The organism is Rhizobium sp. P2_G2, assembly GCF_056403555.1.
On sequence record NZ_JBFUFF010000049.1, the window covers coordinates 16,538 to 38,482 of the forward strand.

Genomic DNA, 21,945 nt, shown 5'->3' on the forward strand with positions numbered 1-21,945 from the left:
CGCCATGGTGAACGCGGCCAACTCCCTTGAAGAGGACACGCTCTTCCTAGCCTGCACGCGGCCGGCGATGATCGCCGGTGTGACAATGGAAGCCATGGGTGTGAACATCATGCTCACGACCATCCTTTACATCGTCGCCGGCTCGATCGCCTACGTTTCGGTGGGCGTCGTCTTCCACCTGGTCTTCCGGGCGCTGGTCAAGCACGACCACAACATGTTCCGCATTCTGCTTGCCTGGGTGGAGACGCGAGGGCGTTCGCGCAATAGCGCCTATTGGGGCGGCGCCTCGCTCTCTCCAATGAAACTGGCCCGCCGCTACGATGAAAGGGATCTCAGCCTTGTCTAACACCGCGACCCTCAGGTCCCGCGAACTCGGCCCGGAGACCTTCATCCCCTATATGCGTCACGTCGATGGCTCGATCATCGCGCTCGACTCTCGGGCGCTGATGACGATGATCGCGCTGGAAGGCGTGTCGTTCGAGACGGCGGGTGTGCTCGACCTGAACGCTCTGCATCGCGACCTCAACACACTTTATCGCAACCTCGCCGATGAGCGGCTCGCAATATGGACCCATCTGATCCGTCGGAGGGACAGCAGCTATCCTGACGGAACGTTCGCCACACCGTTTTCCGCAGAACTCAACGCCAAATATCGTAATCGCATGGTCCGCGAGGATCTGTTCCGCAACGATCTTTATGTTTCGATCCTCTGGTCGCCGAGCCGCGATCCCGCCGAGAAGGCGGTGCAGCTACTGTCCAGGCTCAGAAGGGCGCGCGGTACCAAGAACGAGCTCGATGAAGAGGGCTTGAAACATCTTCGCGACAAGGTCGTCGATGTGACCGCCGGACTGAAGCGGTTCCAGCCGCGCTTGCTCAGCCTCTATGAGCATGATGGGCTGCTGCTCTCCGAACCGAATGAAGTGCTACACCAGATCATTGGCGGCCGTCGCGAGCCGATTCCGCTGACCGAGGGGCGCATTGCGTCCGCAATCTATTCCGATCGGGTTATCATCGGCCGCGAGACGGTCGAGATCCGCCACGAAGCCGAAAGCCGCTACGCCGGTATCTTGAGTTTCAAGGAATATCCTGCCCGGACACGGAGCGGCATGCTGGACAGCGTATTGACGTGCCCGTTCGAAGTCATTTTGACGCAGTCCTTCGCCTTCGCCTCGAAAGCCGATGCGCGGGTCATCATGGGGCGCAAGCAGAACCAGATGGTCAGCAGCGGCGACAAAGCCGCATCGCAGATCGATGAACTGAATGATGCGATGGACGATCTGGAATCCAACCGGTTCGTGTTGGGCGAGCACCATATGAGCCTTTCGGTGTTTGCCCGCTCTCTCATGGAGCTGACGGACAATCTTGCCAAGGCGCGGGCGCATCTCACCAGTGGTGGCGCCGTCGTCGCGCGCGAGGATCTGGGCCTTGAGGCAGCCTGGTGGGCGCAACTGCCGGGCAACCTGCGCTACCGCGCCCGATCCGGTGCGATCACATCGAAGAATTTTGCCGCGCTTTCGCCCTTCCATTCCTATCCGATCGGTCAGATGGACGGCAATGAATGGGGTCCGGCGGTCGCTCTTCTTAAAACCGCTTCGGGATCGCCGTTTTACTTCAATTTCCACTTCGGCGATCTCGGCAACACCTTCGTCTGCGGTCCCTCGGGCGCCGGCAAGACCGTGCTCTTGAACTTCATGCTGTCGCAGCTCGAGAAACACGATCCCCACATGGTCTTCTTCGACAAGGACCGCGGCGGCGACCTCTTCGTGCGTGCCGCCGGCGGCACCTATCTTCCACTCAGGAACGGTGAACCCACCGGCTGCGCGCCCTTGAAGGCGCTGGAGCTTACGCCTGAGAACAAGGTGTTCCTCGCACGCTGGGTCGGCAAGCTCGTCGGTTCGGCAGCTCGCGAACTTTCGGTCACCGAACTCCGCGACATAGCGTCTGCGACCGACGGCCTTGCCGATCTTCCGGTCGCGCAACGCACGATCGGCGCGCTCAGAACCTTCCTCAACAACACCGATCCGGAAGGTATTGCCGCGAGATTGCGCCGATGGGAGAGGGGAGGGCCGCTCGGCTGGGTGTTCGACAACGAGATCGACGACATCGGTATCGGCGCTAAATTCATCGGCTACGACATGACTGATTTCCTCGACAACGAGGAAATCCGTACCCCCTTGATGGCCTATCTTTTTTATCGCGTCGAGCAGTTGATCGACGGCCGTCGGATCATCATCGTCATCGATGAGTTCTGGAAAGCGCTTCAGGACGAGGGCTTTCGCGATCTCGCCCAAAACAAGCTCAAGACGATCCGCAAGCAAAACGGCCTAATGCTGTTTGCAACGCAGAGCCCGCGGGATGCGATCGTCTCGCCGATCGCGCATACGATCATCGAGCAGTGCCCAACACAGGTGTTTCTGCCGAACGCGCGTGGTGACCGGGGAGATTATGTTGATGGTTTCAAACTCACGGACAGGGAATTTGAACTGATTGCCCGCGAACTCTCTGTCGAGAGCCGCCGCTTCATTGTCAAGCAGGGTCACAACAGCGTCGTGGCAGAGCTGGACCTCAACGGCTTCGACGACGAACTGGCCGTCCTCTCCGGCCGAACGGCCAATGTCGAACTCGCCGACGCGATCCGAGGCGAAGTGGGCGATCGGTGGGAAGACTGGCTGCCAATTTTTCAGCAAAGAAGGAGAGCGAACTGATGGCAAGATATCGACTTTCGGGCGCGGCATTCGCCGTGGTGCTGATCCTTTCGGCGGGCGGCGCGTCAGGGCAGGGGATTCCGGTCATTGACCAGACTTCGATCGCCAAGCAGATCGAAAGCATAGTGCAGCTGAAGGCGCAGCTCGATGCCTTGAACCAGCAGATCGAGCAGGCGCAGCAGCTCTACGGGTCATTGAACAAGCTGACCAACATGGCGGATGTGGCGAGCGTGCTCAACGACCCGGATGTCCGCCAGGCGCTGCCGCCGGATTTTGCCGCAATCGAGACGCTACTCAAGGGCGGTAGCACCGACACATTCGGCGACTCCGCTTCAAAATTCTTGCAGGAAAATTCCACCTATCGTACCAGCGCCGACGATTTCTACGCCCAGGAACTGTCGCGTCTCCAAAACCAGAACGCCGGTCAGATGAGCCTCGGGCAGCAGATCTACGATGCCGCAAACAAGCGCATTGCGGGGATCGACCAACTGCGGCAGCAGATATCCATATCAAGCGATGCGAAGGATACTGCTGACCTGCAGGCACGGCTGCAGGCGGAAACGGCCTTCCTGCAGAACGATGTCTTGCGGATGGAGGGGCTGAAAATGGTGCAGCAAGCGCAGGTGCAGGTCGATGAGYAACGCAAGGCGGAGGACTGGCGCCAGCGTATGGACTCAATGAAGGCTGCCCTGCAATGAGGCGCTTTCCCCTATCACTTGCGTTTCTAGCGCTTGCGGCTTGCTCTGAGCCGTCGGAGCGGTCCTATGCCGTCGATGAACTCGTGGCAGACAAGGGCCTGCTCGCCGAGCTGATCAAAAACTGCCGCAACAATCCCGGCGAACTCAGAAACACTGTCAATTGCAGGAATGCCGAAGCAGCCGACGGCAAGGTTCGCCTCGAACAGATGCGGCGGTCGCTAGGAGGCTGAGTGATGTATCAGGTCTTCGACTTTGTCGACGGGCAGTTCAAGACGCCTCTGGAGACCTTCATCTCCTCGGGAACGTCGAATATTGCCGGTTGGGTCACCGGGCCGTTGACCGCGGCGGTGACGCTTTATGTCATCCTCTACGGCTATCTCGTCCTGCGCGGGTCAGTCCAGGAGCCTATTCTGGATTTCGCGTTCCGGGCGATGAAGCTCGCGATCATCGTCATGCTGGTCAAGAACGCCAGCGAATACCAGACCTATGTCACCAACATCTTCTTCAACACCTTGCCGCAGGAGATTGCTCAGGCCCTTAATTCCGGCTCGGCGCCGAGCGCGTCGACCTTCGATAGTCTTCTCGACAAGGGCCAAGCGTCAGCCACCGACATTTGGTCGCGTGCGGCCTGGCCGGTCGACATTGTCACCGGTGTCGGCGGAATGATGGTCATCGGCGCCAGCTTCATCGTTGCGGCCATCGGCTATATCGTCTCGCTCTACGCGCGGCTGGCGCTGGCGATCGTGCTCGCCATCGGCCCCATCTTCGTGGCGCTTGCCATGTTCCAGTCGACCCGGCGCTTTACTGAAGCCTGGATCGGCCAGCTTGCAAATTTCGTTATCCTGCAGGTGCTCGTTGTTGCCGTGGGTTCGTTGCTGATCACCTCGATCGACACGACCTTTACCCAAATCCAGGGATATAGCGATGTGCTGATGCGGCCGATTGCTCTTTGCGCGATCTGCCTTGCTGCTCTCTATGTGTTCTACCAACTGCCCGGCATCGCCTCGGCACTCGCTGCCGGTGGCGCGTCGTTGACCTATGGCTACGGCACCGCACGCGACGCCCATGAGAGCACGTTGTCTTGGGCTGCCTCCCATAGTTTTCGCGCCGCCGGCCGCGGCATTCGCGCCGTCGGCCAAACTTTCAGATCGACAGGCGCCAGTTAGCGGCCCCTCTCGCACCAACAAAAAAGAAGGTTCTCATGATCAGAACAGTTTCGCTGCTGTGTATGGCAGCCACGCTGAGCGGCTGCGCCTCGCTCACCTATCCGCTCCCGAAATGCGATGGTTATTCCCGCCGGCCGCTCAACCGGTCCATGTGGCAATGGGAAGACAAAAGCGATCTGAAGCAGGAGCGTTCGGAAACACCATCAAGCGTGGCCAGTCGCCTGGCCTCGGCCTACATTGAGGAGAGGAAGGATCCGGCTGCGTTCGCCCACTTCGACATTGCCGCCTCATATCGGCGCTGTGAGGGCTAGCAGCATGGTCACCTCGGATGATCTCAAGAGCTACTTCGACAAAGCCCGTCGCTTCGATCAGGACCGCATGATCCAGGTCGAGCGCTCGGCGCGCATTGCATGGACGATCGCCTTGGTCGCCAGCATACTCGCCGCCGTGTCGATCTTCGCCATTGCCGGGCTGACACCGCTCAAGACGGTGGAACCGTTCGTGGTGCGGGTCGACAATTCGACCGGTATCGTCGATGTCGTCTCGGCATTGACCTCGGCGGCCGGCACCTACGATGAAGCCGTGACAAAATACTTTGCGGCAAAATATGTGCGAGCCCGCGAAAGCTATGTCTGGAGCGAGGCAGAGGAGAATTTCCGGACGGTAGCACTTTTGTCGACGCAGCCCGAACAGGCGCGCTTCGCCGCTCTCTACCGCGGCAGCAATCCCGAATCTCCGCAGAACACTTACGGGCGCAACGCCACGTCACGCATCAATATCGCCTCGATCTCGCTGATCAATTCGAAAGTCGTCTCTGTCCGATATATGCGGACGGTCACGCGCGGCGATGATGTTAGAACCACGCATTGGGTCGCGACCCTTACCTTTTCCTATGCGAATGCGCCGATGTCTTCGACAGACCGGCTGGTGAACCCACTGGGTTTCGCTGTTAGCGAATACCGAGCCGATCCGGAGGCGATCAATTGAAGCGAATCCTCGTCATACCAACCCTGCTGATCGCCGGCTTGCCGTCAATGACGCCGGCCCTCGAAATCCCGCGCGGTGCGATGCAGGACAGCCGCGTCCGTTTCGTCAATTAACAGCCCTATGACATCACCCGGATCGTCGGCACGCTCCGTTCATCGGTGCAGATCGAATTTGCGGCCGACGAAGAGATCGCCCATGTGGCACTTGGCAATAGCATCGCCTGGGAAGTCGCAGTCGCAGGCAATATCCTCTTCCTGAAACCGCGCGAAAATCAGCCGGTGACCAACATCTCGGTCGTGACGACCCGCCGCGATGGATCGACGCGCAGTTATCAGATGGAGTTGACCGTGCGGGACGGCTCTGTCGCCGCCGGCCAGAACACCTATTTCTACGTCAAATTCCGCTATCCCGGTGATGAGGCCGAACGCCGGCGCCAGGACGCGGCCAACAAAGCGCTGGCCGCCCAGGCGAAGAAGGCGGACGATGTTCTCGCGCTCCATGAAGCCTATGGGCCGCGAAACTGGCGCTACTCGGCGCAGGGGTCTCAGGCGCTCGAACCGCAAGCGGTCTACGACAATGGCAAAGTCACGACCTTTGCCTTTATCGGCAATCAGGAAATGCCGGCGATCTACATCGAAAACTCCGACGGCAGCGAGAGCCTCGTACCTAAATCCGCCGACGGGAACCTTGTGCTGGTGCACGCGATCAGCCGGAAGTTCATCCTGCGCAGGGGAACGTGCTCTGCGTCTTTAACGAGGCCTATGACCGGGTAGGGATCAATCCCGAAACCAATACGACATCGCCGTCGGTCGAGCGGATCGACAAGACCAAGCCCAATGCGGTGCAGTAGGAGATTGCCATGGTTGATCAGGATGAGAGCCGTATACCGGGCGAGCGGGCGGAGACGGCGGCCGGCAGACGGATCGACAACAATCCCATGCTCAAGCGCGGCGCCGTCGCTTTGGCGGTGATCGCCTTTGTCGGCTTTGCCCTTTGGTCGATGAGTGGCGAAAAGAAGCGGGCCAATACCGGACAGCCCGAAAAGGTCGTCATCCGTCAAACGACCGACTTCGAGCCCGCCAAGGAAAAGGTCGAGCCGGTCAAGATAGTCCCGGAGGTTAAGCTGCCGACGCCGGTTGTTACGGAAAAGGTCAAGGCCGAGGACCCGTTGTTGGATGCGGCTCGCCGGGCGCCGGTCATGGCCTACAACGGCCAGAAGACCGCAACGGCGCGCCGGGAGAATGATCCGCAGGCGACCACGCTCAACGCCAATTCCGTGCCGCTCGACAGCAATCTTTCGCCCGTGAATTCGCAGGCCAGCAGCGACGAGCAACGGTTCAATGGCATGCTGCGGCCGACAGAGCTTGAGGGCTCGCGTGCCGGCACGCTGGGAAACCGCGATTTCATCGTCGCCATGGGCACGTCCATTCCCTGCGTGCTGGAGACGGCGCTGTCGTCGGATCAGCCCGGCTTTACCAGCTGCGTCATCAATCGCGATGTCCTTTCCGACAACGGCCGGGTCGTGTTGATGGAAAAGGGCACCCAGGTCGTCGGTGAATATCGGGGCGGTCTGCAGCGCGGTCAAAAACGCCTGTTTGTTCTGTGGAACCGAGCAAAGACGCCGACCGGCGTGATCGTCACGTTGGCATCTCCGGCCACCGACGCACTCGGTCGGGCAGGGGTCGATGGCTATGTCGACACGCACTGGTGGGAGCGTTTCGGCAGCGCGATCCTGCTGTCGATCGTCGGCGACGCGACCAGCTTTGCCAACAGCCAGATGCAGGACAGCAATGTCAGTGCGCAGAACACCACGAGTGCCGGTCAGCAGGCTGCGGCGATCGCGGTCGAGCAGTCGATCAATATTCCGCCGACGCTGCTCAAGCATCAGGGGGAGCTTGTGTCGATCTTCGTGGCGCGCGATCTCGATTTCTCCGGCGTCTACAGCCTTCGGGTGACGGAGTCGAAGAACAAGATCCTGGATCGGGCCGTGCTCGGGGATTTCAGCCCGCGGTCGACGCTGGTCACCAAATAGGGCGGCGCATGAGCGAGGGCGCCGATGCCGGGGTGGTTCGAGAGCTGCTGTCGCCGTTTTCGCTGTTCTTGAAGGACACGACACTCTATGAAGTGATCGTGAACCGGCCCGGGCAGGTGCTCACGGAAGGTGCTGGCGGTTGGCGGACCCATGACCTGCCAGACCTCACCTTCGAAAAATTGATGCGCCTTGCCCGGGCTGTGGCCAGCTTTTCCAATCAGTCTATCGACGAAACCCGGCCGATCCTTTCGGCGACGCTTCCAGGTGACGAGCGAATCCAGATCGTCATTCCGCCCGCCACCACGAAGGGCACAGTGAGTGTCACGATCCGGAAGCCGTCGTCAGTGACACTGACGCTCGACGATCTGGAAAATAGCGATCTGTTTGCCGAGGTCATTTCCGCGGGAGGAGCGAATGCGGCTGGAGACCGAAGGCTGACGGCACTCTGCCAGACTGGAAGCCACAAGGATTTTCTGCGTGAAGCCCTGATCGCCAGGAAAAACATCATCATCTCGGGTGCGACCGGATCCGGCAAGACGACGCTGTCGAAAGCGCTGATCCGCCATATCCCGGAAACGGAACGCATCATCTCGATCGAGGACACCCCGGAGCTCGTCATTCCCCAGCCCAATCACGTCCGCCTCTTCTATTCCAAGGGAGGGCAGGGCTTGTCAAAAGCCGGCGCAAAAGATTTGCTGGAATCGTGCCTGCGCATGCGGCCGGATCGGATCCTTCTGCAGGAGCTTCGTGACRGCACGGCTTTCTACTACATTCGCAACGTCAATTCGGGCCATCCGGGTTCGATCACCACGGTGCATGCCGATTCCGCCAAGCTGGCCTTCGAGCAGTTGACGCTTCTGGTAAAAGAATCGGAAGGTGGGCGCGATCTGGAGCGCGCCGACATCTATAGCCTCCTGAAAACCTCCATCGATATCATCGTTCAATGCAAGCGGGTCGAAGGCCGGTTTCGGGTGACGGAAATCTATTTTGAGCCATAGATGGGCATTCCAATTTAGATTGGACGCGCTTTCACTTTAAATTAGCCGGAAATGTACGGTCGGTTTTGGACTGTCAACGCTCTGGCGTTGACGTCAAGGCAAGCTCGGCATTTCGCCGTCGGCCACGCGCCAGACCCAGGGGGTGATCTCCGGTATTGCTCCGACCATCTCCTCAAGGGCTTGCTCGTACTCATGTCCCCCACTCGCAGGAACAATGAACATCGCGACAGGTGCCGGCTTTTGTTCGGGAAGCGTCACGGACACGATCGGCGCGTCGCGTGGCAAGTTGAAGCGCAGCCCCTTGACGCTCTTTCGCTTTAGATGGCTCAGCTTCTCCAGAAGCCGCAATTCGTGGATATCCTCAAACGGCAGCCAGTTTTCATTGACGACCATCAGGGCAACCTCTTCCACCGATGCAATGCCGGCCGCCGAAACGCCGAAGGTGGCGATGACAACCAAATGGAATGCCTCGCTCGAGCGCCAGAGTTCAAGTTCCGTTTCATAGCGCRCCGAAAGCCGCTTCCATGCTCCGTCTTCGATCATCAGGGGAAAGGGCATGTGCCTCAGGACGATCCTATGTCCCTCTCGCGCCGCGGAGAACTCCTTTACCTCGGCGACGATCACCATCAGCCTGCGCGGTCCCGAGCCCATGGCCTGTACGCTCTTCAGCGCAGTAGCGCGTCTCGCGGCAATCCCCTCCTTGTCTTCAGGATGAAACACTTCTGGCACGAACAGCATGTCGCTCAAAGAACTGCCCCTTGCCGTCATTTGCGAGGCGGCATTGGTGAGGCATGCGCGCACCCGGCCCCAGCCGCGACGGCCAGACCAGGTCGAACGCCATTCCGTCAATTCGCCGGCCTCCCAAAGATAGTGGAGCATCGCTCGCAACGACAGCTTTCTCGGCTCGCTGCGGATGTCGGGTTCCGAAGGTTCCGCGACTGCGCTTGGCGCCGTTCGGGCTCCTCGTTTCGTCAGAGAAAAGTCGAGCTTCAGATTGGCATTGCCGTTGGAATCAATCTGGATTGCTTTGCCGATCAGTGGGCCGAGGCCGGAAAATTCGTAGGGCGGCTCGTAGGAAGAGCAGGACGGATCGTGATCACGTCCGGACAGTGGCATCCGCTTGACAAGATATTGGTCTTCGACCCTCGCAATATACATCGGTGCCGCCGGCTCCTTGCACATGCACAGCGGGCGCAGTCTTTTCTCGTAGGCCAGCGGGAAGAAAGCCCGCAAGTCAGGCGAGGTTTCCTCGAATAGCCGATCACCTATTGCGAACTTCCGCACCTCTGTTCTCCCCATTCCTCGAGGGAAGCTACACGAGCAGAACGTGTTTTACTATCGCAAATTCTTCAGTAAAATTCGATTGCCGATCAACCTTGGATGACAGGGGTCAACACTGTCGGCGCCGTCTGTGAAGGGGAGACGTTGGCGCGGCAATCGAGGGGGCTTCACAGATGGTATGTCACCCAGATCGTCCATTGCGGATCGTTCGTAGCTCGGCAAGAAAAGCATTTGAAATCTCGTTTGCTTCGATTGTATCCGCAGTCGAGACGTTCAGCCCATGCGCTGCACGGTTCATCGCGATTAAGGCACGACGGAATCGGTCGACAGCGTCGGGGGCTAACCCAAGTCTCTGCAGATGCGTCAGCATCGATGTGATAGTCAGAGGATCGTCACTTCCGATCCGCTCATCCACTATCAAGCGCATTTCGCGTTCGATCTCGATGCGAAGTTTGACGAGCGACATTAGCGGGAACTCTTGTGCAAATTCGGCCTCCGTCGGCAGCTCTCCCTGAAACGGTTCGGGTAGCGCGGCAGAAAGCCTATATTCCGCAACGCCCATCGGCTTGGTTGAATCACGAAGAGCGTATTCGACAATAACCTCATTCTTGCCCTTACACAGGATAATGCCGATGCTTGGGCCGTCAGACTCGTGTCTGAGCTGATTATCGACTGCGGAAAGATAGAAGTTCATCTTCCCGGCGAATTCCGGCTTGAACTCTTCGATCTTGAGTTCGACGACGACGAAACAGCGCAGCCGTAGGTGATAGAATAGAAGATCAAGATAGTAGTCCTGGCCGCCGACCTCGAGGTGGTGTTGACTGCCGACAAAGGCGAAGCCTTTGCCAAGCTCGAGGATCAACGACCGCAGATGTTCGAGCAAGCCCTGTTCGAGTTCGCGTTCAGACATTGCTGGGCCGAGGGCCAGAAAATCAAAGCTGTACGGGTCTTTGACGAGTTCTTGAGCCAAGTCCGATTGCGGTGGAGGCAGCGTCCGGGCAAAATTGGTCAGTGCCTTTCCTTGTCTCCGATGGAGGCCGCTTTCGATCTGATGCGCCAGCACGTTGCGGCTCCATCCATGCTCTACTGCCTGGCGGGCATACCAGAGCCGCTCTGCTGGCGTTTTCAGGCTCTCGACGAGCTTCACATTATGGCCCCACGGCAATTGTGCAACAAGCTGTTGCACAATTGCTTCGTCGGGAAATGCCTCGGCAAATGCACGCATATATTTGAGGTTTCGTGGCGAAAGGCCTGTCATTTCGGGAAAATCACGTCGAAGATCGGCAGCGAGCCGATCAATCACGCGAGCGCCCCATCCCTCACTCGTTTGGCGGGCGAGAATGTCGCGGCCGATACTCCAATAAAGGACAATCAGCTCTCGATTGACGGCGACGGCCGCCTTGAGGCGAGCGGCTTGGATCCTTTTCTTCAGCTCGGCAAGCAGGGAAGCGTAACTGCCGTCGGATGCAGGGACAAGAGTGGTCATGCGCGAGTCTTTAGCAGCTGTAGCTCACAAATGCTGCATCCATTTTTCAGCGAAATGCCACGTGATATTTCCTCTGCCGCCATCGGAGATCTGGCATCAGTCCAAAATTTGTATCGAAATATTGGTCGGTGAAAATCTGCCGGCCGTTGATCGGAAGCCGAGTTGACGAAATTTGGGAGCAGTGGCCATCGCGTTGAGCCTACGCCGTTGCTTGAAGCAGGATGTGGGATTGGAGAGGAGGGAGAGAGGGGCCGGAAAGGGTTGGCCTGCCGGGGTTTGGAGAGCGTCCGGGCGGGCCGTTCCTTTTCCGCTCTCGACAGGGTCTGCCATGAACATCATCACAACAGGCGCCGCAAACGCGTCCGCCAGCTCGCTTGCTCCCGCCGATCGCACCGGCCGCTCCGGCAAAATTCTCCTCGCCGGCCATCAGCTTTTGCCGCTTCTCGAACGCGGCCAGGCCATCGGCGCCGCCGACCTCCGCACAATCCTGATGAATGTTTTCGGCGGCTCGGACGCCGAAGGTTTTTGGGCATGGAAAGATGCCTATGAGTCGACCGAGGTGGCGCAGGTCCTGTTCCTGCGCAAGTTCGGCGTGGCGATTTCCGCCCGTGCGAACGCGCCGCAGGCAGCACTTGCCATGCTAACCAAGGTTGCGGGCCTGATCCCAACCCACACGCGGCGCTCGGAAGAAAGCCAGCAGCTCCAACAATTTTCCACCCCGCTGCCACTTGGTCTTGTCGCGGCGCGGGCCGCCGGCATCATGGCGGACGACACCGTGCTCGAACCGTCCGCCGGAACCGGGCTCATGGCAATCTTCGCCGAACTCGAGCATGCGCGCCTTTCTCTCAATGAATATGCGCCGGTCCGCCACGATCTCCTGGAGCAACTATTCACGGGATCGGCGGTGTCGCAGCACGACGCGGCCCACATCGATGACTATCTCGACCGTTCGGTTCGTCCGACGGTCATCTTGATGAACCCGCCGTTTTCGGCCGGTGTTCATGTCGACGGCCGCATAGTCGACGCTGCATGGCGTCATCTCGCCTCTGCCTTCGCGCGCCTTGCGCCCGGCGGCCGGCTTGTGGCGATCACCGGCTCCAGCCTTTCTCCAGACAATCCCAAATGGCGCGACGCCTTCGTCCGCCTGCGGGCCCGCGGCACGGTGCTGTTCAGCGCCGCCATCGATGGCTCTGTCTATGTCCGGCACGGCACGACGATGGAAACCCGCCTGACTGTGATCGACAAGATTGCCGCCGCAGATCCCACGAACCTCATCACCTCGCATGGTGTCGCTCCCGACCTGGAAACGCTGCTGTCATGGATTGCGGGCCTTCCACCGCGCTCGCCTTCGACCGCGCCGAACTCGATCGGTGCGCTTTCCAACGGCATCTTACGCGCCTGCGCGGCAAAAATGGCCGCACGCAAGGCCGCCGACACCTTGCGTCCCGCGGCCGTGATCGCTCCGGCAAGCCGGACATCGCCCGCTGTCCGCGCACAGCGACCCGCATTTCCGCCGGCGGGCTGTGTCGACGACGAGATTGTCACGCTCGACTATGAACTGCGCGACGCGGCGCCGAGCGCCCGCGTCGACGTCGCCGATGGCATCTATGAGCCCTATCGGCTGCAGGCGATCCATATCCCGGACGCACAGCCCCACCCGGATAAGCTGGTCGAATCCGTCGCCATGGCATCGGTCGCGCCACCGAAGCCGACCTATCGGCCGCGTCTGCTGAAACGCATCATCACCGGCGGCGACTTGTCCGATGCCCAGCTTGAAAGCGTGATCTATGCAGGCGAGGCTCACTCCGGCTATCTCGCCGGCCATTGGTCCGTTGATGCCACCTTCGACAATCTCAAGGCCGTCGCGCCCGAGGCGGAGGGCGCTGTCCGCTTTCGCCGCGGCTGGTTTCTCGGCGACGGCACGGGTGCCGGCAAAGGCCGCCAGGCTGCTGGTATCATTTTGGATAATTGGCTCCAGGGCCGCCGCCGCCACTTGTGGATCTCGAAATCCGAGACCCTGATCGAGGATGCCCAGCGCGACTGGAGCGCGCTCGGCCAGGAAAAGCTGCTCGTCACGCCGCTGTCGCGCTTCCGACAGGGAAAGCCAATCAAACTCGACGAGGGCATCCTCTTCGTCACTTTCGCCACGTTGCGCACCGACGAGCGTGAAGGCAAGCGATCGCGCGTCCAGCAGATCGTCGATTGGCTTGGGCAAGAGGCGGGGAGCGGCCAAGCCGCGACAGGGAAAGCAAAGCCTTTCGACGGAGTCGTCATCTTCGATGAAGGCCACGCCATGGCCAATGCCGCCGGCGGCAAATCCGAGCGCGGCGAAAAGGCCGCCTCGCAGCAAGGCCGTGCCGGCCTTCGCCTGCAGCGCGCTCTGCCGGATGCCCGCGTCGTCTATGTCTCGGCAACCGGCGCGTCGGAGGTAGAATCGCTCGCCTATGCCGAACGCCTTGGCCTTTGGGGTGGCGCCGACTTTCCGTTCTCGACCCGATCGGAGTTCATCGCGGCGATCGAAGACGGCGGGGTGGCGACCATGGAGGTGCTGGCGCGCGATCTCAAGGCGATGGGGCTCTACGCCTCCCGATCCCTGTCCTTCGAGGGCGTGGAATACGACATCCTCGAGCACGAACTGACTAAGGAACAGGTCCGCATCTACGATTCCTATGCCGAGGCCTTCCAGATCATCCATAACAATCTCAACGAGGCACTCGAAGCCAGCGGCATCGTCAGCAACAGCACCACGCGCAACAAAAATGCCAAAGCCGCTGCCCGGTCCGCCTTCGAAAGCTCGAAGCAGCGCTTCTTCAATCACCTTTTGACCTCGATGAAGACCCCGGCCTTGATCGGCGCAACGACCAAGGATCTGGAGGAGGGCCATGCGGCGATCGTGCAGATCATCTCCACCGGCCAGTCGCTCACCGAACGCCGGCTGGCGGAAATCCCGACCGAGGAGTGGGGCGACATTCAGGTGGACGTCACGCCGCGCGAGATCGTCGCGGAATATCTCAACCACTCCTTCCCGACCCAGCTTTTCGAGGAATATTCGGACGCCGAAGGCAACCTGTTGTCTCGGCCGGTCTATGACGCCAATGGCAACCCGGTCCTATGCCAGGAAGCGGTCGCACGCCGCGACGCATTGCTGGAACGACTGGGCAGCCTGCCCGCGGTCCCGACTGCACTCGACCAGATCGTCCAGCATTTCGGGACGGAACGCGTTGCCGAGATCACCGGTCGCTCGCGCCGGATTGTTCGCCGCGACGATGACGGCGGCACGATCGATCGCTTCGCCGTCGAGAGCCGGCCGGGAAGCGCTAATCTCGACGAGACCCGCGCCTTCATGGACGACGAAAAGCCGATACTGATCTTCTCCGAAGCCGGCGGCACGGGACGCTCCTATCATGCCGACCTCGGCGCGAAGAACCAACGCACACGCCTGCACAATCTCCTCGAAGCCGGATGGCGGGCCGACGTGGCGATCCAGGGCCTCGGGCGCAGCCATCGTACCAACCAGGCGCAGCCTCCGCGCTTCCGCATGATCGCCACCAACGTCAAGGCGGAGCGCCGTTTCCTGTCGACCATCGCCCGGCGTCTCGACACGCTCGGCGCAATTACACGCAGCCAACGACAGACAGGCGGGCAGGGCATGTTCAGGAGCGAGGATAATCTCGAATCCCAATATGCCCGCGATGCGCTCAGGCAGTTTTACAAGCTCATCCACCGTGGTGGCGTCGCCGGCTGCTCGCTGGAGAAATTCGAGATGATCACCGGGCTTTCGCTGACCGCCGAGGAAGGTGGTCTGAAGGACGAACTGCCGCCGATCCATACCTTCCTCAACCGCATGCTGGCGCTGACGGTTGCGATGCAGAACCTGTTGTTCGACGCCTTCGAACAGTTGCTGTCTGCCCGGATCGAGGGCGCTATCGCCGCCGGTGTCTACGACAAGGGCCTGGAGACGCTGACCGCGGACCGGATGACGGTGAAGGACCGAAAGCTTGTCTACACCCATCCGGTCACAGGCGCTGAGACGCATCTCTTGACGATCGAGCGCATGGATCGCAACAGGCCGATGATGCTCGCCGATGCCTTAGCGCTTGGCGCGCGCGACCCCCGCGCTAGGCTGATGGTGAACGGCAAGTCCGGCCGCCCGGCTGTGCAGATTCCGACCCGCTCGGTGATGCTCGATGATGGCTCGGTCCAACCGCGCATCGCGCTCATCCGTCCGATGGACGAAATCCGTTTCGAGGTGCGCCAGCTCGACGAAACCAACTGGGAGGAGGCCGACGAGGAGATCTTTTCGGCCACATGGAATGCCGAAATCGCCAATCTCCCGGAATTTTCGATCTCGACCATGCACGTCGTCTCCGGCCTCCTGCTGCCGATCTGGAAATTGCTGCCGCAGGACTTTTGCCGGGTCTATCGTCTGGAGACCGACGAGGGGGAGCGCATTGTCGGCCGCTTGATCTCTTCGGAGGGCCTTGCCCGGCTGTGCCGGAATTTCGGGCTCGACCAGACTGAGGTCATCAGCGCCGCCCAGATCTGGGGATCGCTTCTAGGCGGCACCGCGGTCGTCGGCCTTGCCGGCAATATGACGTTGCGGCGCGTTCGGGTGATGAACGACTATCGTGTCGAACTCAGCGGCTTCACCGACGGGATGCGAGACAGGCTCAGATCCATGGGTCTGTTCTCCGAGATGATCGCCTGGAAGCTCAGGTTCTTCATTCCGACGTCGGATGAGGGATCGGCGATCCTGTCTCGGCTCCTAGAACGGCATCCAATCGTCGATATCACGGGGCGGGCGTGACCGCCATGCTGTCGGCTGCCCAATTGGCAGATCGTCTCGCGTGTGACGCCGAGGCGGTCTGCCGTCACTACCTCTCCGCCGGCCATCGGGCCGGCAACTACTGGATCGTCGGCGACGTCGCCAACAGCAAAGGCAAGTCGCTCTATGTCCATCTCTCCGGCCCGCGTGCCGGGCGGTGGACAGATGCCGCGACCTCACAATATGGCGATTTGCTCGACCTCGTTCGGGAAACCTGCGGGTTGGTGGATTTCCGTGATGTCGCAGATGAGGCGCGGCGTTTCCTTAGCCTTCCCCAACCGGTGCCGTCCCGTAGGGGCGGCGCCCAAACCGATGTGCCGGTCGATAGACCGGCAGACGACCGCGCACGACGCCTGTTCCGGATGGCAGTGCCGCTCGTTGGTACGCTGGCTGATAGCTATCTGCGCCAGCGCGGCATCCTGCGGGCGTCTTTGCATTCGTCCCTGCGCTTCCACCCGTCCTGCTACTATCGGGATCTCACGACTGGCCGAACGAACAGCTATCCGGCCTTGATCGCGGCCGTGACCGACCGCTCCGGCGTCATCACCGGTGTGCATCGCACCTGGCTCGACCCGGCGGGTGACGGCAAGGCGAGGATTGACGATCCCCGCCGCGCGCTCGGTGAGCTGCTCGGAAACGCCGTGCGCTTTCGGTTCCCCGCCCAGGGGTCCGTCTCGGTCATGGCCGCAGGCGAGGGGCTCGAAAGCATCCTGTCGCTTGCGCATGTGATGCCAGGCATGCCGATGGTCTCGGCGCTGACCGCCAATCACCTTGCCGCCTTCCGATTGCCCGATGGCTGCCGGCGCCTCTACATCGCAGCTGATGCAGACGCGGCCGGCCGGCACGGCATCGAGGGATTGAGCCGCCGCGCGCAGGCGCTCGGGATCCTGCCGCTCGTGCTTTCCCCCGAGCTTGGCGACTTCAACGAGGACCTGCGCTGGCTCGGAGCGGAGCGGTTGATCGCGAATCTTAGGACCCAGCTCGCGCCGGACGATGTTCCGGCCTTTCTGCCCGCATGATCGGGCTAGCTGGCGAGGTGAGGGGCGTGTCGTAGCGGGAAGGCCAGTCTCCGGCCGCTCGCCGTTCGGATGAGCGCGCGCCTGCGGGCCTGCCGAGAGGCGACCCTTACCATGCGGCTGGCGGGCCTTCAGCGGGTCGGTCAGGTTTCTTCCCCTGCCGGGCCATGTCTCACGCATCGGCTGCTCCGAAAACCGGTTCCCGCTGTTCGGGCCGATGCGATGGCCCGGCATTCCTCGCGAGACAAGAAACCCTCCTTCCGCCGCCCGGCGCTCACGCTGGGCCGCTTCGCTGCGCTCGCGGTTCCGGCCCGCCGCCGCATGGACAGGGATCGCCGTCAGGCCGCGAGAGGCGCGGCCCAAACCGACGGAGACCATCATGAACCTTGTCCTTCCCATCGACGACGCCTTCGAGCCCCACCACGCCTCTTCTCCGACCGACCGCTTCATCTACGAAATGCAGATCTACGGCCATCGCCCCTTCCAGGACGAACCGGACCCGCGCCCACTGCCAGAGGAGCCGGTCGTCCAGTCGGCGCTGACTGCAATGTTCGACGCCTTGTTCGAGATGCTCGGCGACACGCGGCTGGAGCCCGACCTCGAAGACCTGCTCTGGTCGACGGTCAACCTCTTCCATCGCGCCGGCGAGCGCATTCAGCGCGAGCTGCAGCGCAACGAGGATGGGCAGCGCAATGGTCAGCGAGAGCAGGACGGCTCGGAGGTGAAGAGCGTCGAGCTCGAACGCCTTGTCGCCGAAGGCATCACGCTTCTTGAGCGCCGCAATGCCTTCGAATTCATGCGCGACCATGCGGCCGACCTCTTCGAAGCCCAGATTGGATCGGCCTGGCGGCCGCGCACCGGGTCCAAGGTGAGCCACGCCAACATGACCGCGGCTATGATCGACTCCAAGGACTTCCTCTCCGCCCGCCGCCGCGCCGAGACCGAAGTGCTGATCCCGGCCGGCACCAAGATCGCCTTTGGCGGCGGCATCGACTACAACGATCATGAACGGATCTGGGCGAAGCTCGATCAGGTGCATGCCAAATATCCCGACATGGTATTGTTGCACGGGGCCTCGCCCAAGGGAGCCGAACGCATCGCGGCGTGCTGGGCCGAGGCGCGCAAGGTGACGCAGATCGCCTTCAAGCCGAACTGGACGAAGCACGCCAAGGCGGCACCCTTCCGCCGCAACGACGACATGCTTTCGGTCATGCCCGCCGGCGTCGTCCTCTTTCCCGGCTCCGGCATCACCGGCAATCTTGCCGACAAAGCTCGTCGGCTCGGCATCCCGGTCTGGCAGGCGGCGCGTGATGGCGCGGGAGTGACTGTGTCATGACGCCATGCGGGTTCTACCGCATGGCGTTCTTCCGACTATGGAAGCCGGCCTCGGCTTGACCTTCCCCGGTCCATGCTGTTCACTGATGCGGCATGTTCAAAGCCATCAACGCCGTACAAATTCATGTTTCACTCGACGAGATCGAGCCGGCGGTCTGGCGCCGGCTGGTATTGCCGTCGCACTGGACGCTTGAACAACTGCATCTTGCCATTCAGGCCGCCTTTAACTGGTGGAACTATCATCTTCATGAATTCCGGATCGGCGGCTTGCGCTACGGCGACGTGGAGCTGTTGACCGAGGATGCCTCCTATGACGATCCTCGTGTCTTCGATTTTCGTGAGGTTCGCCTTCGCGATTTCGAGCACGGAGCCATTTTCAGCTATCTTTACGACTTCGGCGATAGCTGGCGCCATTCGGTCGTCGTCGAGGAGTTCAAGGCCCTCGACACCATGCCCAAGCATGGGGTCTGCATTGGTGGAGCACGTGCCCGACCGCCTGAGGATGTCGGCGGCGTGCTCGGCTATGAGCGCTTTCTGGAGGTCATGTCGGACAAAGAGGACCCCGAACACGGAGATATGAAACGTTGGTGTGGTGGGCATTTCGATCCGGAATGGTTCGATCTGGCGGTCGTAGAGAAGGATGTGCGTAACGCACTGCGCTCGGGCGTGAAGCGCCGGCTGTATCAGAAGGCCGAAGCGCGGCGAGCTGCGGCGCGCCTATCTCGCCTCGGAGATGCCGGATGAGCATAAGGATCTCTTCGGCGCGGAAATCGACGGGCTGGCGCGCGGCGAAGGGTACAATGATGAGGCGTGAGTTTCTGCCCGGTCGACGATTGCCTGTTGCCAACTCATCTGTCGTGCTCGGCCTCGAGGTTTAAGACACTATCCAGCGGATCATCCGGGCTTTGCTTCCCGCGAGCCGGTTCCACGAAGCCTGCGGCACAGTCTTCGCGCCTATGGTCTTCTGTCAAAGGGATCGCATCATAGGCATTGAAGATCGTCTCCATGACTGCAGCATAACCAGCCCCCTCCCGCTCCTCCCGTGTGGTAAAGGAGCCGATGCGCAGGTTGGACAGCGGTGCCTCGACCTCGCGGTCGCTTAGCTTTGCCCCTTCGATGCGCGTGGAAGAACCGATGCTTTTAATGGTCGCGACCCGACTCAAACTCGATAGCCGATCCGGCGCAATTCGGCCGAGCGGCGTGCCATGCCCCTTTGAATTCATCGATCTCGGCAATGAGCGACAGTATTTCTGGTGTGATCCGTATCGTGGAGGTATCGAGGGGTGCCATCCAATGGTCCATCCATTTCCATCCAAAAAACGCGCAAATGCACCCATCAGCAGCGTGAATTGGACGATGCCGACCGACTCGCAAGTGTCGTCGGACGAGACGGCTAGGATCGGAGGTTCTGATCTTGCAACCTGCCACCTCCATGTCGGACGCAGGAACGTGTCGACGATTCTTTCCATGCGATCGAACCGAACCCTCGCGGATCTCCGACCGCGCCGCAAACAGTGAGATGATTGCGATATTGTCGATTGTAAATGCGGGAAGCGGATGTTTCATCCGTTGCTGAGGCCGGGCACACGCTTGGGGAATAGTGTAGACTGGGATTGCGGCGAAGTGCTCAAACGGATGCGCGGCCGAATCCCGCAGCGCCGGACCGGGCGGCCAGGATGGTATTTCCTGCCCTTCGGTTGCGCCGAACCATTCCCGTTTATGTCGCTCGTATAGACGACCGCCTGCTTTTGCGGCCAACCCCTGAAGGGGTAAGACTCGCCCGAAATTTTTGCAAAATTCAATTTCGGTTCTTTGGTCTCGGCGGAAAATAGAATTTTGCAAAATTTTCAGACGAGCTGACCGCAGCAGGTCGGCCGTCTCTTCGTGCGCCATCGGGAATGATCCCGAGCAACCGAAGGAGACAGAACCATGGCTACCACGATCGCAACCCTGACCGAGAAGACCGACGGCACTCTCGAAGGCGTTTTCGCCACCATCCGGGTCAACGCCCCCATCGCCATCGTCCCGAACGCCAACAAGGCGAGCGACGAAGCGCCCGACTACCGCATCATCCACCGCAAGACCGGCTTCGAGATCGGCGCAGGCTGGAACCGCATCGCCCGCCAGACCGGCGAGGAATACCTCTCGGTCAAACTGGAGGCCCCCGAGATCGGCGTGATCTTCGGCAACCTCGCGCCGGCCCCGGGTGGCGAGCCGAACCGCAAGGTCATCCTCTGGAACAGCCCGGCTTGAACTGATCTGCCGGCCTCAACAATGGGGCCGGCTCTCACCGCGAGGATTGGTTCACTGGCACGGAACCTCAGTGAGGTCGGATTTCCTAATCCGGCAACGGGCTTCGAGCCCGTTGCCGGCTTTTTGGTGCCACACGAACCCGAAATGTCTGCTCAGACCGTCCGATAATGTCATGGCGGGACGGAGGCCTCAAGGACGAGCGGTTCCCCCAATTTTGCCTCCGCTTCGTTTCACTCCGCTCCAACAAAATCGGCTCCCCCACTCGCCGGCTCCGCCGGTTGCTTGCGCAATCCTTGACCCCTCCATCCCGCCATGACCGCCGCAGTCGTCTTTCACAAACGTCAAGGAGACGACAATGACCACTTGCATCGAAGACATCATCGAAATGCTCCGCCTTGAGCTCCGCAACGCCGATCCCGCTGAGCGCCGCCAGATCGAAGGCGAGCTGGAGATGGCTCAGGCTGAGCTGGCCGTAGCGGTTGCCGAGCAGGAGGGCATCATCGACGCCGAGCCTCCCTTCTGAGGGAGGCTTTTGTCGTGTCTTCTGGTCAGATGCGCCGGATCGACCGGCGCATCTGACTTAGCTTCGCTATTCTTGCTGTTACGTCTCTCGGCGCCAATCCGTACCCATTCCGGCGCTCGCTGATCGTCTTGTCTTATAGCCACGACTGCGCTTTATCCGCAGCAGTTCGAGGAACAGCTGCACTGCATCTTCCTCCCGATCGAAGTGATGCACCATCGTCTGTCCGGCGGTTCCGATGCGTCCCCAGCGCCGTGTCAGGCAGGGCGTGCCGAAAAGCGTCAGCTCGATGGACAGCGCGTAGAAACGCGCCATATTCTTGGCGGTGTCCGCGCGTTCGACATAGAGCTGATAGGGTTGAGCGAGCATGGGACAAGACTCGCCGATTGAGGAACGCAGGTCCAACGACACTTATGAATCGGTCGTGGCGTGGCGATTCATTTTCGTGATCGATCGTTTCGTACAGCGGAAAGGTTTCCGGGCGAACCGCCTTCGGCGCCGGGCTCTACTCGCGTTGCTTCGCGCCGCTCACGGAGCCGGCTGCGCCGTCTCCGCCTTCGGTCACGATCCCTCCGCAGAACGACAATGCCGGGCCGATTCCTGCCGTTCTTGCTTTGATCTCCATCTACCATTAGACTCTCAG

General features: G+C 60.8%; 19 protein-coding genes and 1 pseudogene. 16 read left to right on the top strand and 4 right to left on the bottom strand.

From position 1 onward, the window contains the following. Positions 1-4 precede the first annotated feature (4 nt). The 10 genes and pseudogenes from AC1D06_RS26445 (at position 5) to virB11 (ending at position 8,586) form a co-directional block, all read left to right on the top strand. Complete coding sequence (locus AC1D06_RS26445; RefSeq protein ID WP_477988765.1) at positions 5-346, top strand: VirB3 family type IV secretion system protein; 342 nt, start codon at positions 5-7, stop codon at positions 344-346. Further along, a complete protein-coding gene (locus AC1D06_RS26450) occupies positions 321-2,705 on the top strand; it encodes a VirB4 family type IV secretion/conjugal transfer ATPase (RefSeq protein WP_477988767.1) in 2,385 nt (794 codons plus the stop codon). Before AC1D06_RS26445 ends, AC1D06_RS26450 begins: the two co-directional genes overlap by 26 nt. Continuing rightward, the gene (gene virB5 / locus AC1D06_RS26455) at positions 2,705-3,403 is read left to right on the top strand and encodes a P-type DNA transfer protein VirB5 (RefSeq protein ID WP_477988768.1); all 699 of its coding nucleotides are present in this window, start codon (positions 2,705-2,707) and stop codon (positions 3,401-3,403) included. The genes AC1D06_RS26450 and virB5 overlap by 1 nt, the downstream gene beginning before the upstream one ends. After that, positions 3,400-3,633 carry an EexN family lipoprotein gene (locus AC1D06_RS26460; RefSeq protein ID WP_477988769.1) on the top strand — a complete coding sequence of 78 codons (234 nt, stop codon included), beginning with the start codon at positions 3,400-3,402 and terminating at the stop codon, positions 3,631-3,633. Before virB5 ends, AC1D06_RS26460 begins: the two co-directional genes overlap by 4 nt. Before the next feature lie 3 nt (positions 3,634-3,636). Continuing rightward, positions 3,637-4,569 (top strand): TrbL/VirB6 family protein, encoded by a 933-nt coding sequence (locus tag AC1D06_RS26465; RefSeq protein WP_477988770.1) that lies wholly within the window; start codon positions 3,637-3,639, stop codon positions 4,567-4,569. A 35-nt stretch (positions 4,570-4,604) separates the two neighbouring features. After that, positions 4,605-4,880, top strand: a complete 276-nt coding sequence (locus tag AC1D06_RS26470) for a hypothetical protein (RefSeq protein WP_477988771.1) — start codon at positions 4,605-4,607, stop codon at positions 4,878-4,880. Positions 4,881-4,884: 4 nt separating this feature from the next. Next, positions 4,885-5,556, top strand: a complete 672-nt coding sequence (locus tag AC1D06_RS26475; RefSeq protein ID WP_477988772.1) for a VirB8 family type IV secretion system protein — start codon at positions 4,885-4,887, stop codon at positions 5,554-5,556. 47 nt (positions 5,557-5,603) lie between these two features. Next, a pseudogene (gene virB9, locus AC1D06_RS26480) lies at positions 5,604-6,406 on the top strand (P-type conjugative transfer protein VirB9). A 9-nt stretch (positions 6,407-6,415) separates the two neighbouring features. Beyond that, a complete protein-coding gene (gene virB10 / locus AC1D06_RS26485) occupies positions 6,416-7,588 on the top strand; it encodes a type IV secretion system protein VirB10 (protein ID WP_477988773.1) in 1,173 nt (390 codons plus the stop codon). A gap of 8 nt (positions 7,589-7,596) precedes the next feature. Further along, the gene (gene virB11 / locus AC1D06_RS26490) at positions 7,597-8,586 is read left to right on the top strand and encodes a P-type DNA transfer ATPase VirB11 (protein WP_477988775.1); all 990 of its coding nucleotides are present in this window, start codon (positions 7,597-7,599) and stop codon (positions 8,584-8,586) included. Positions 8,587-8,679: 93 nt separating this feature from the next. On the opposite strand, the gene AC1D06_RS26495 is transcribed toward virB11, so the two are convergent. Next, a complete protein-coding gene (locus AC1D06_RS26495; RefSeq protein WP_477988776.1) occupies positions 8,680-9,870 on the bottom strand; it encodes a DUF1173 domain-containing protein in 1,191 nt (396 codons plus the stop codon). Between the two features lie 178 nt (positions 9,871-10,048). Further along, entirely contained in the window at positions 10,049-11,353 is a 1,305-nt protein-coding gene (locus tag AC1D06_RS26500) for a PDDEXK nuclease domain-containing protein (protein ID WP_477988778.1), read from the bottom strand. Positions 11,354-11,681: 328 nt separating this feature from the next. Between AC1D06_RS26500 and AC1D06_RS26505 the strand changes: the two genes are divergently transcribed. The 4 genes from AC1D06_RS26505 (at position 11,682) to AC1D06_RS26520 (ending at position 19,273) form a co-directional block, all read left to right on the top strand. Further along, a complete protein-coding gene (locus AC1D06_RS26505; RefSeq protein WP_477988780.1) occupies positions 11,682-16,160 on the top strand; it encodes a strawberry notch-like NTP hydrolase domain-containing protein in 4,479 nt (1,492 codons plus the stop codon). A 5-nt stretch (positions 16,161-16,165) separates the two neighbouring features. Further along, the gene (locus tag AC1D06_RS26510; RefSeq protein ID WP_477988796.1) at positions 16,166-17,197 is read left to right on the top strand and encodes a DUF7146 domain-containing protein; all 1,032 of its coding nucleotides are present in this window, start codon (positions 16,166-16,168) and stop codon (positions 17,195-17,197) included. 376 nt (positions 17,198-17,573) lie between these two features. Continuing rightward, positions 17,574-18,530 (top strand): DUF2493 domain-containing protein, encoded by a 957-nt coding sequence (locus tag AC1D06_RS26515; RefSeq protein WP_477988781.1) that lies wholly within the window; start codon positions 17,574-17,576, stop codon positions 18,528-18,530. 92 nt (positions 18,531-18,622) lie between these two features. Further along, positions 18,623-19,273 (top strand): plasmid pRiA4b ORF-3 family protein, encoded by a 651-nt coding sequence (locus AC1D06_RS26520; protein WP_477988783.1) that lies wholly within the window; start codon positions 18,623-18,625, stop codon positions 19,271-19,273. 104 nt (positions 19,274-19,377) lie between these two features. On the opposite strand, the gene AC1D06_RS26525 is transcribed toward AC1D06_RS26520, so the two are convergent. Continuing rightward, positions 19,378-19,998, bottom strand: a complete 621-nt coding sequence (locus AC1D06_RS26525; RefSeq protein WP_477988784.1) for a hypothetical protein — start codon at positions 19,996-19,998, stop codon at positions 19,378-19,380. 460 nt (positions 19,999-20,458) lie between these two features. Here AC1D06_RS26525 and AC1D06_RS26530 point away from each other — a divergent pair, with 460 nt between their 5' ends. After that, positions 20,459-20,782 (top strand): DUF736 domain-containing protein, encoded by a 324-nt coding sequence (locus AC1D06_RS26530; protein ID WP_477988785.1) that lies wholly within the window; start codon positions 20,459-20,461, stop codon positions 20,780-20,782. A gap of 355 nt (positions 20,783-21,137) precedes the next feature. After that, entirely contained in the window at positions 21,138-21,305 is a 168-nt protein-coding gene (locus tag AC1D06_RS26535) for a hypothetical protein (protein ID WP_477988786.1), read from the top strand. Between the two features lie 78 nt (positions 21,306-21,383). Here the strand turns inward: AC1D06_RS26535 and AC1D06_RS26540 are convergent, their stop codons facing one another. Next, positions 21,384-21,671, bottom strand: coding sequence for a WGR domain-containing protein (locus tag AC1D06_RS26540; RefSeq protein ID WP_477988787.1), 288 nt, complete (start codon positions 21,669-21,671; stop codon positions 21,384-21,386). Positions 21,672-21,945 lie beyond the last annotated feature (274 nt).

Bases quoted from the DNA above. Each gene is read 5' to 3' on its own strand.
- AC1D06_RS26445 (WP_477988765.1), top strand. From the start codon at position 5: ATGGTGAACGCGGCCAACTCCCTTGAAGAGGACACGCTCTTCCTAGCC.
- AC1D06_RS26450 (WP_477988767.1), top strand. From the start codon at position 321: ATGAAAGGGATCTCAGCCTTGTCTAACACCGCGACCCTCAGGTCCCGC.
- AC1D06_RS26460 (WP_477988769.1), top strand. From the start codon at position 3,400: ATGAGGCGCTTTCCCCTATCACTTGCGTTTCTAGCGCTTGCGGCTTGC.
- AC1D06_RS26465 (WP_477988770.1), top strand. From the start codon at position 3,637: ATGTATCAGGTCTTCGACTTTGTCGACGGGCAGTTCAAGACGCCTCTG.
- AC1D06_RS26470 (WP_477988771.1), top strand. From the start codon at position 4,605: ATGATCAGAACAGTTTCGCTGCTGTGTATGGCAGCCACGCTGAGCGGC.
- AC1D06_RS26475 (WP_477988772.1), top strand. From the start codon at position 4,885: ATGGTCACCTCGGATGATCTCAAGAGCTACTTCGACAAAGCCCGTCGC.
- virB10 (WP_477988773.1), top strand. From the start codon at position 6,416: ATGGTTGATCAGGATGAGAGCCGTATACCGGGCGAGCGGGCGGAGACG.
- AC1D06_RS26500 (WP_477988778.1), bottom strand. From the start codon at position 11,353: ATGACCACTCTTGTCCCTGCATCCGACGGCAGTTACGCTTCCCTGCTT.
- AC1D06_RS26505 (WP_477988780.1), top strand. From the start codon at position 11,682: ATGAACATCATCACAACAGGCGCCGCAAACGCGTCCGCCAGCTCGCTT.
- AC1D06_RS26510 (WP_477988796.1), top strand. From the start codon at position 16,166: ATGCTGTCGGCTGCCCAATTGGCAGATCGTCTCGCGTGTGACGCCGAG.
- AC1D06_RS26515 (WP_477988781.1), top strand. From the start codon at position 17,574: ATGAACCTTGTCCTTCCCATCGACGACGCCTTCGAGCCCCACCACGCC.
- AC1D06_RS26520 (WP_477988783.1), top strand. From the start codon at position 18,623: ATGTTCAAAGCCATCAACGCCGTACAAATTCATGTTTCACTCGACGAG.
- AC1D06_RS26525 (WP_477988784.1), bottom strand. From the start codon at position 19,998: ATGGAAAGAATCGTCGACACGTTCCTGCGTCCGACATGGAGGTGGCAG.
- AC1D06_RS26530 (WP_477988785.1), top strand. From the start codon at position 20,459: ATGGCTACCACGATCGCAACCCTGACCGAGAAGACCGACGGCACTCTC.
- AC1D06_RS26535 (WP_477988786.1), top strand. From the start codon at position 21,138: ATGACCACTTGCATCGAAGACATCATCGAAATGCTCCGCCTTGAGCTC.
- AC1D06_RS26540 (WP_477988787.1), bottom strand. From the start codon at position 21,671: ATGCTCGCTCAACCCTATCAGCTCTATGTCGAACGCGCGGACACCGCC.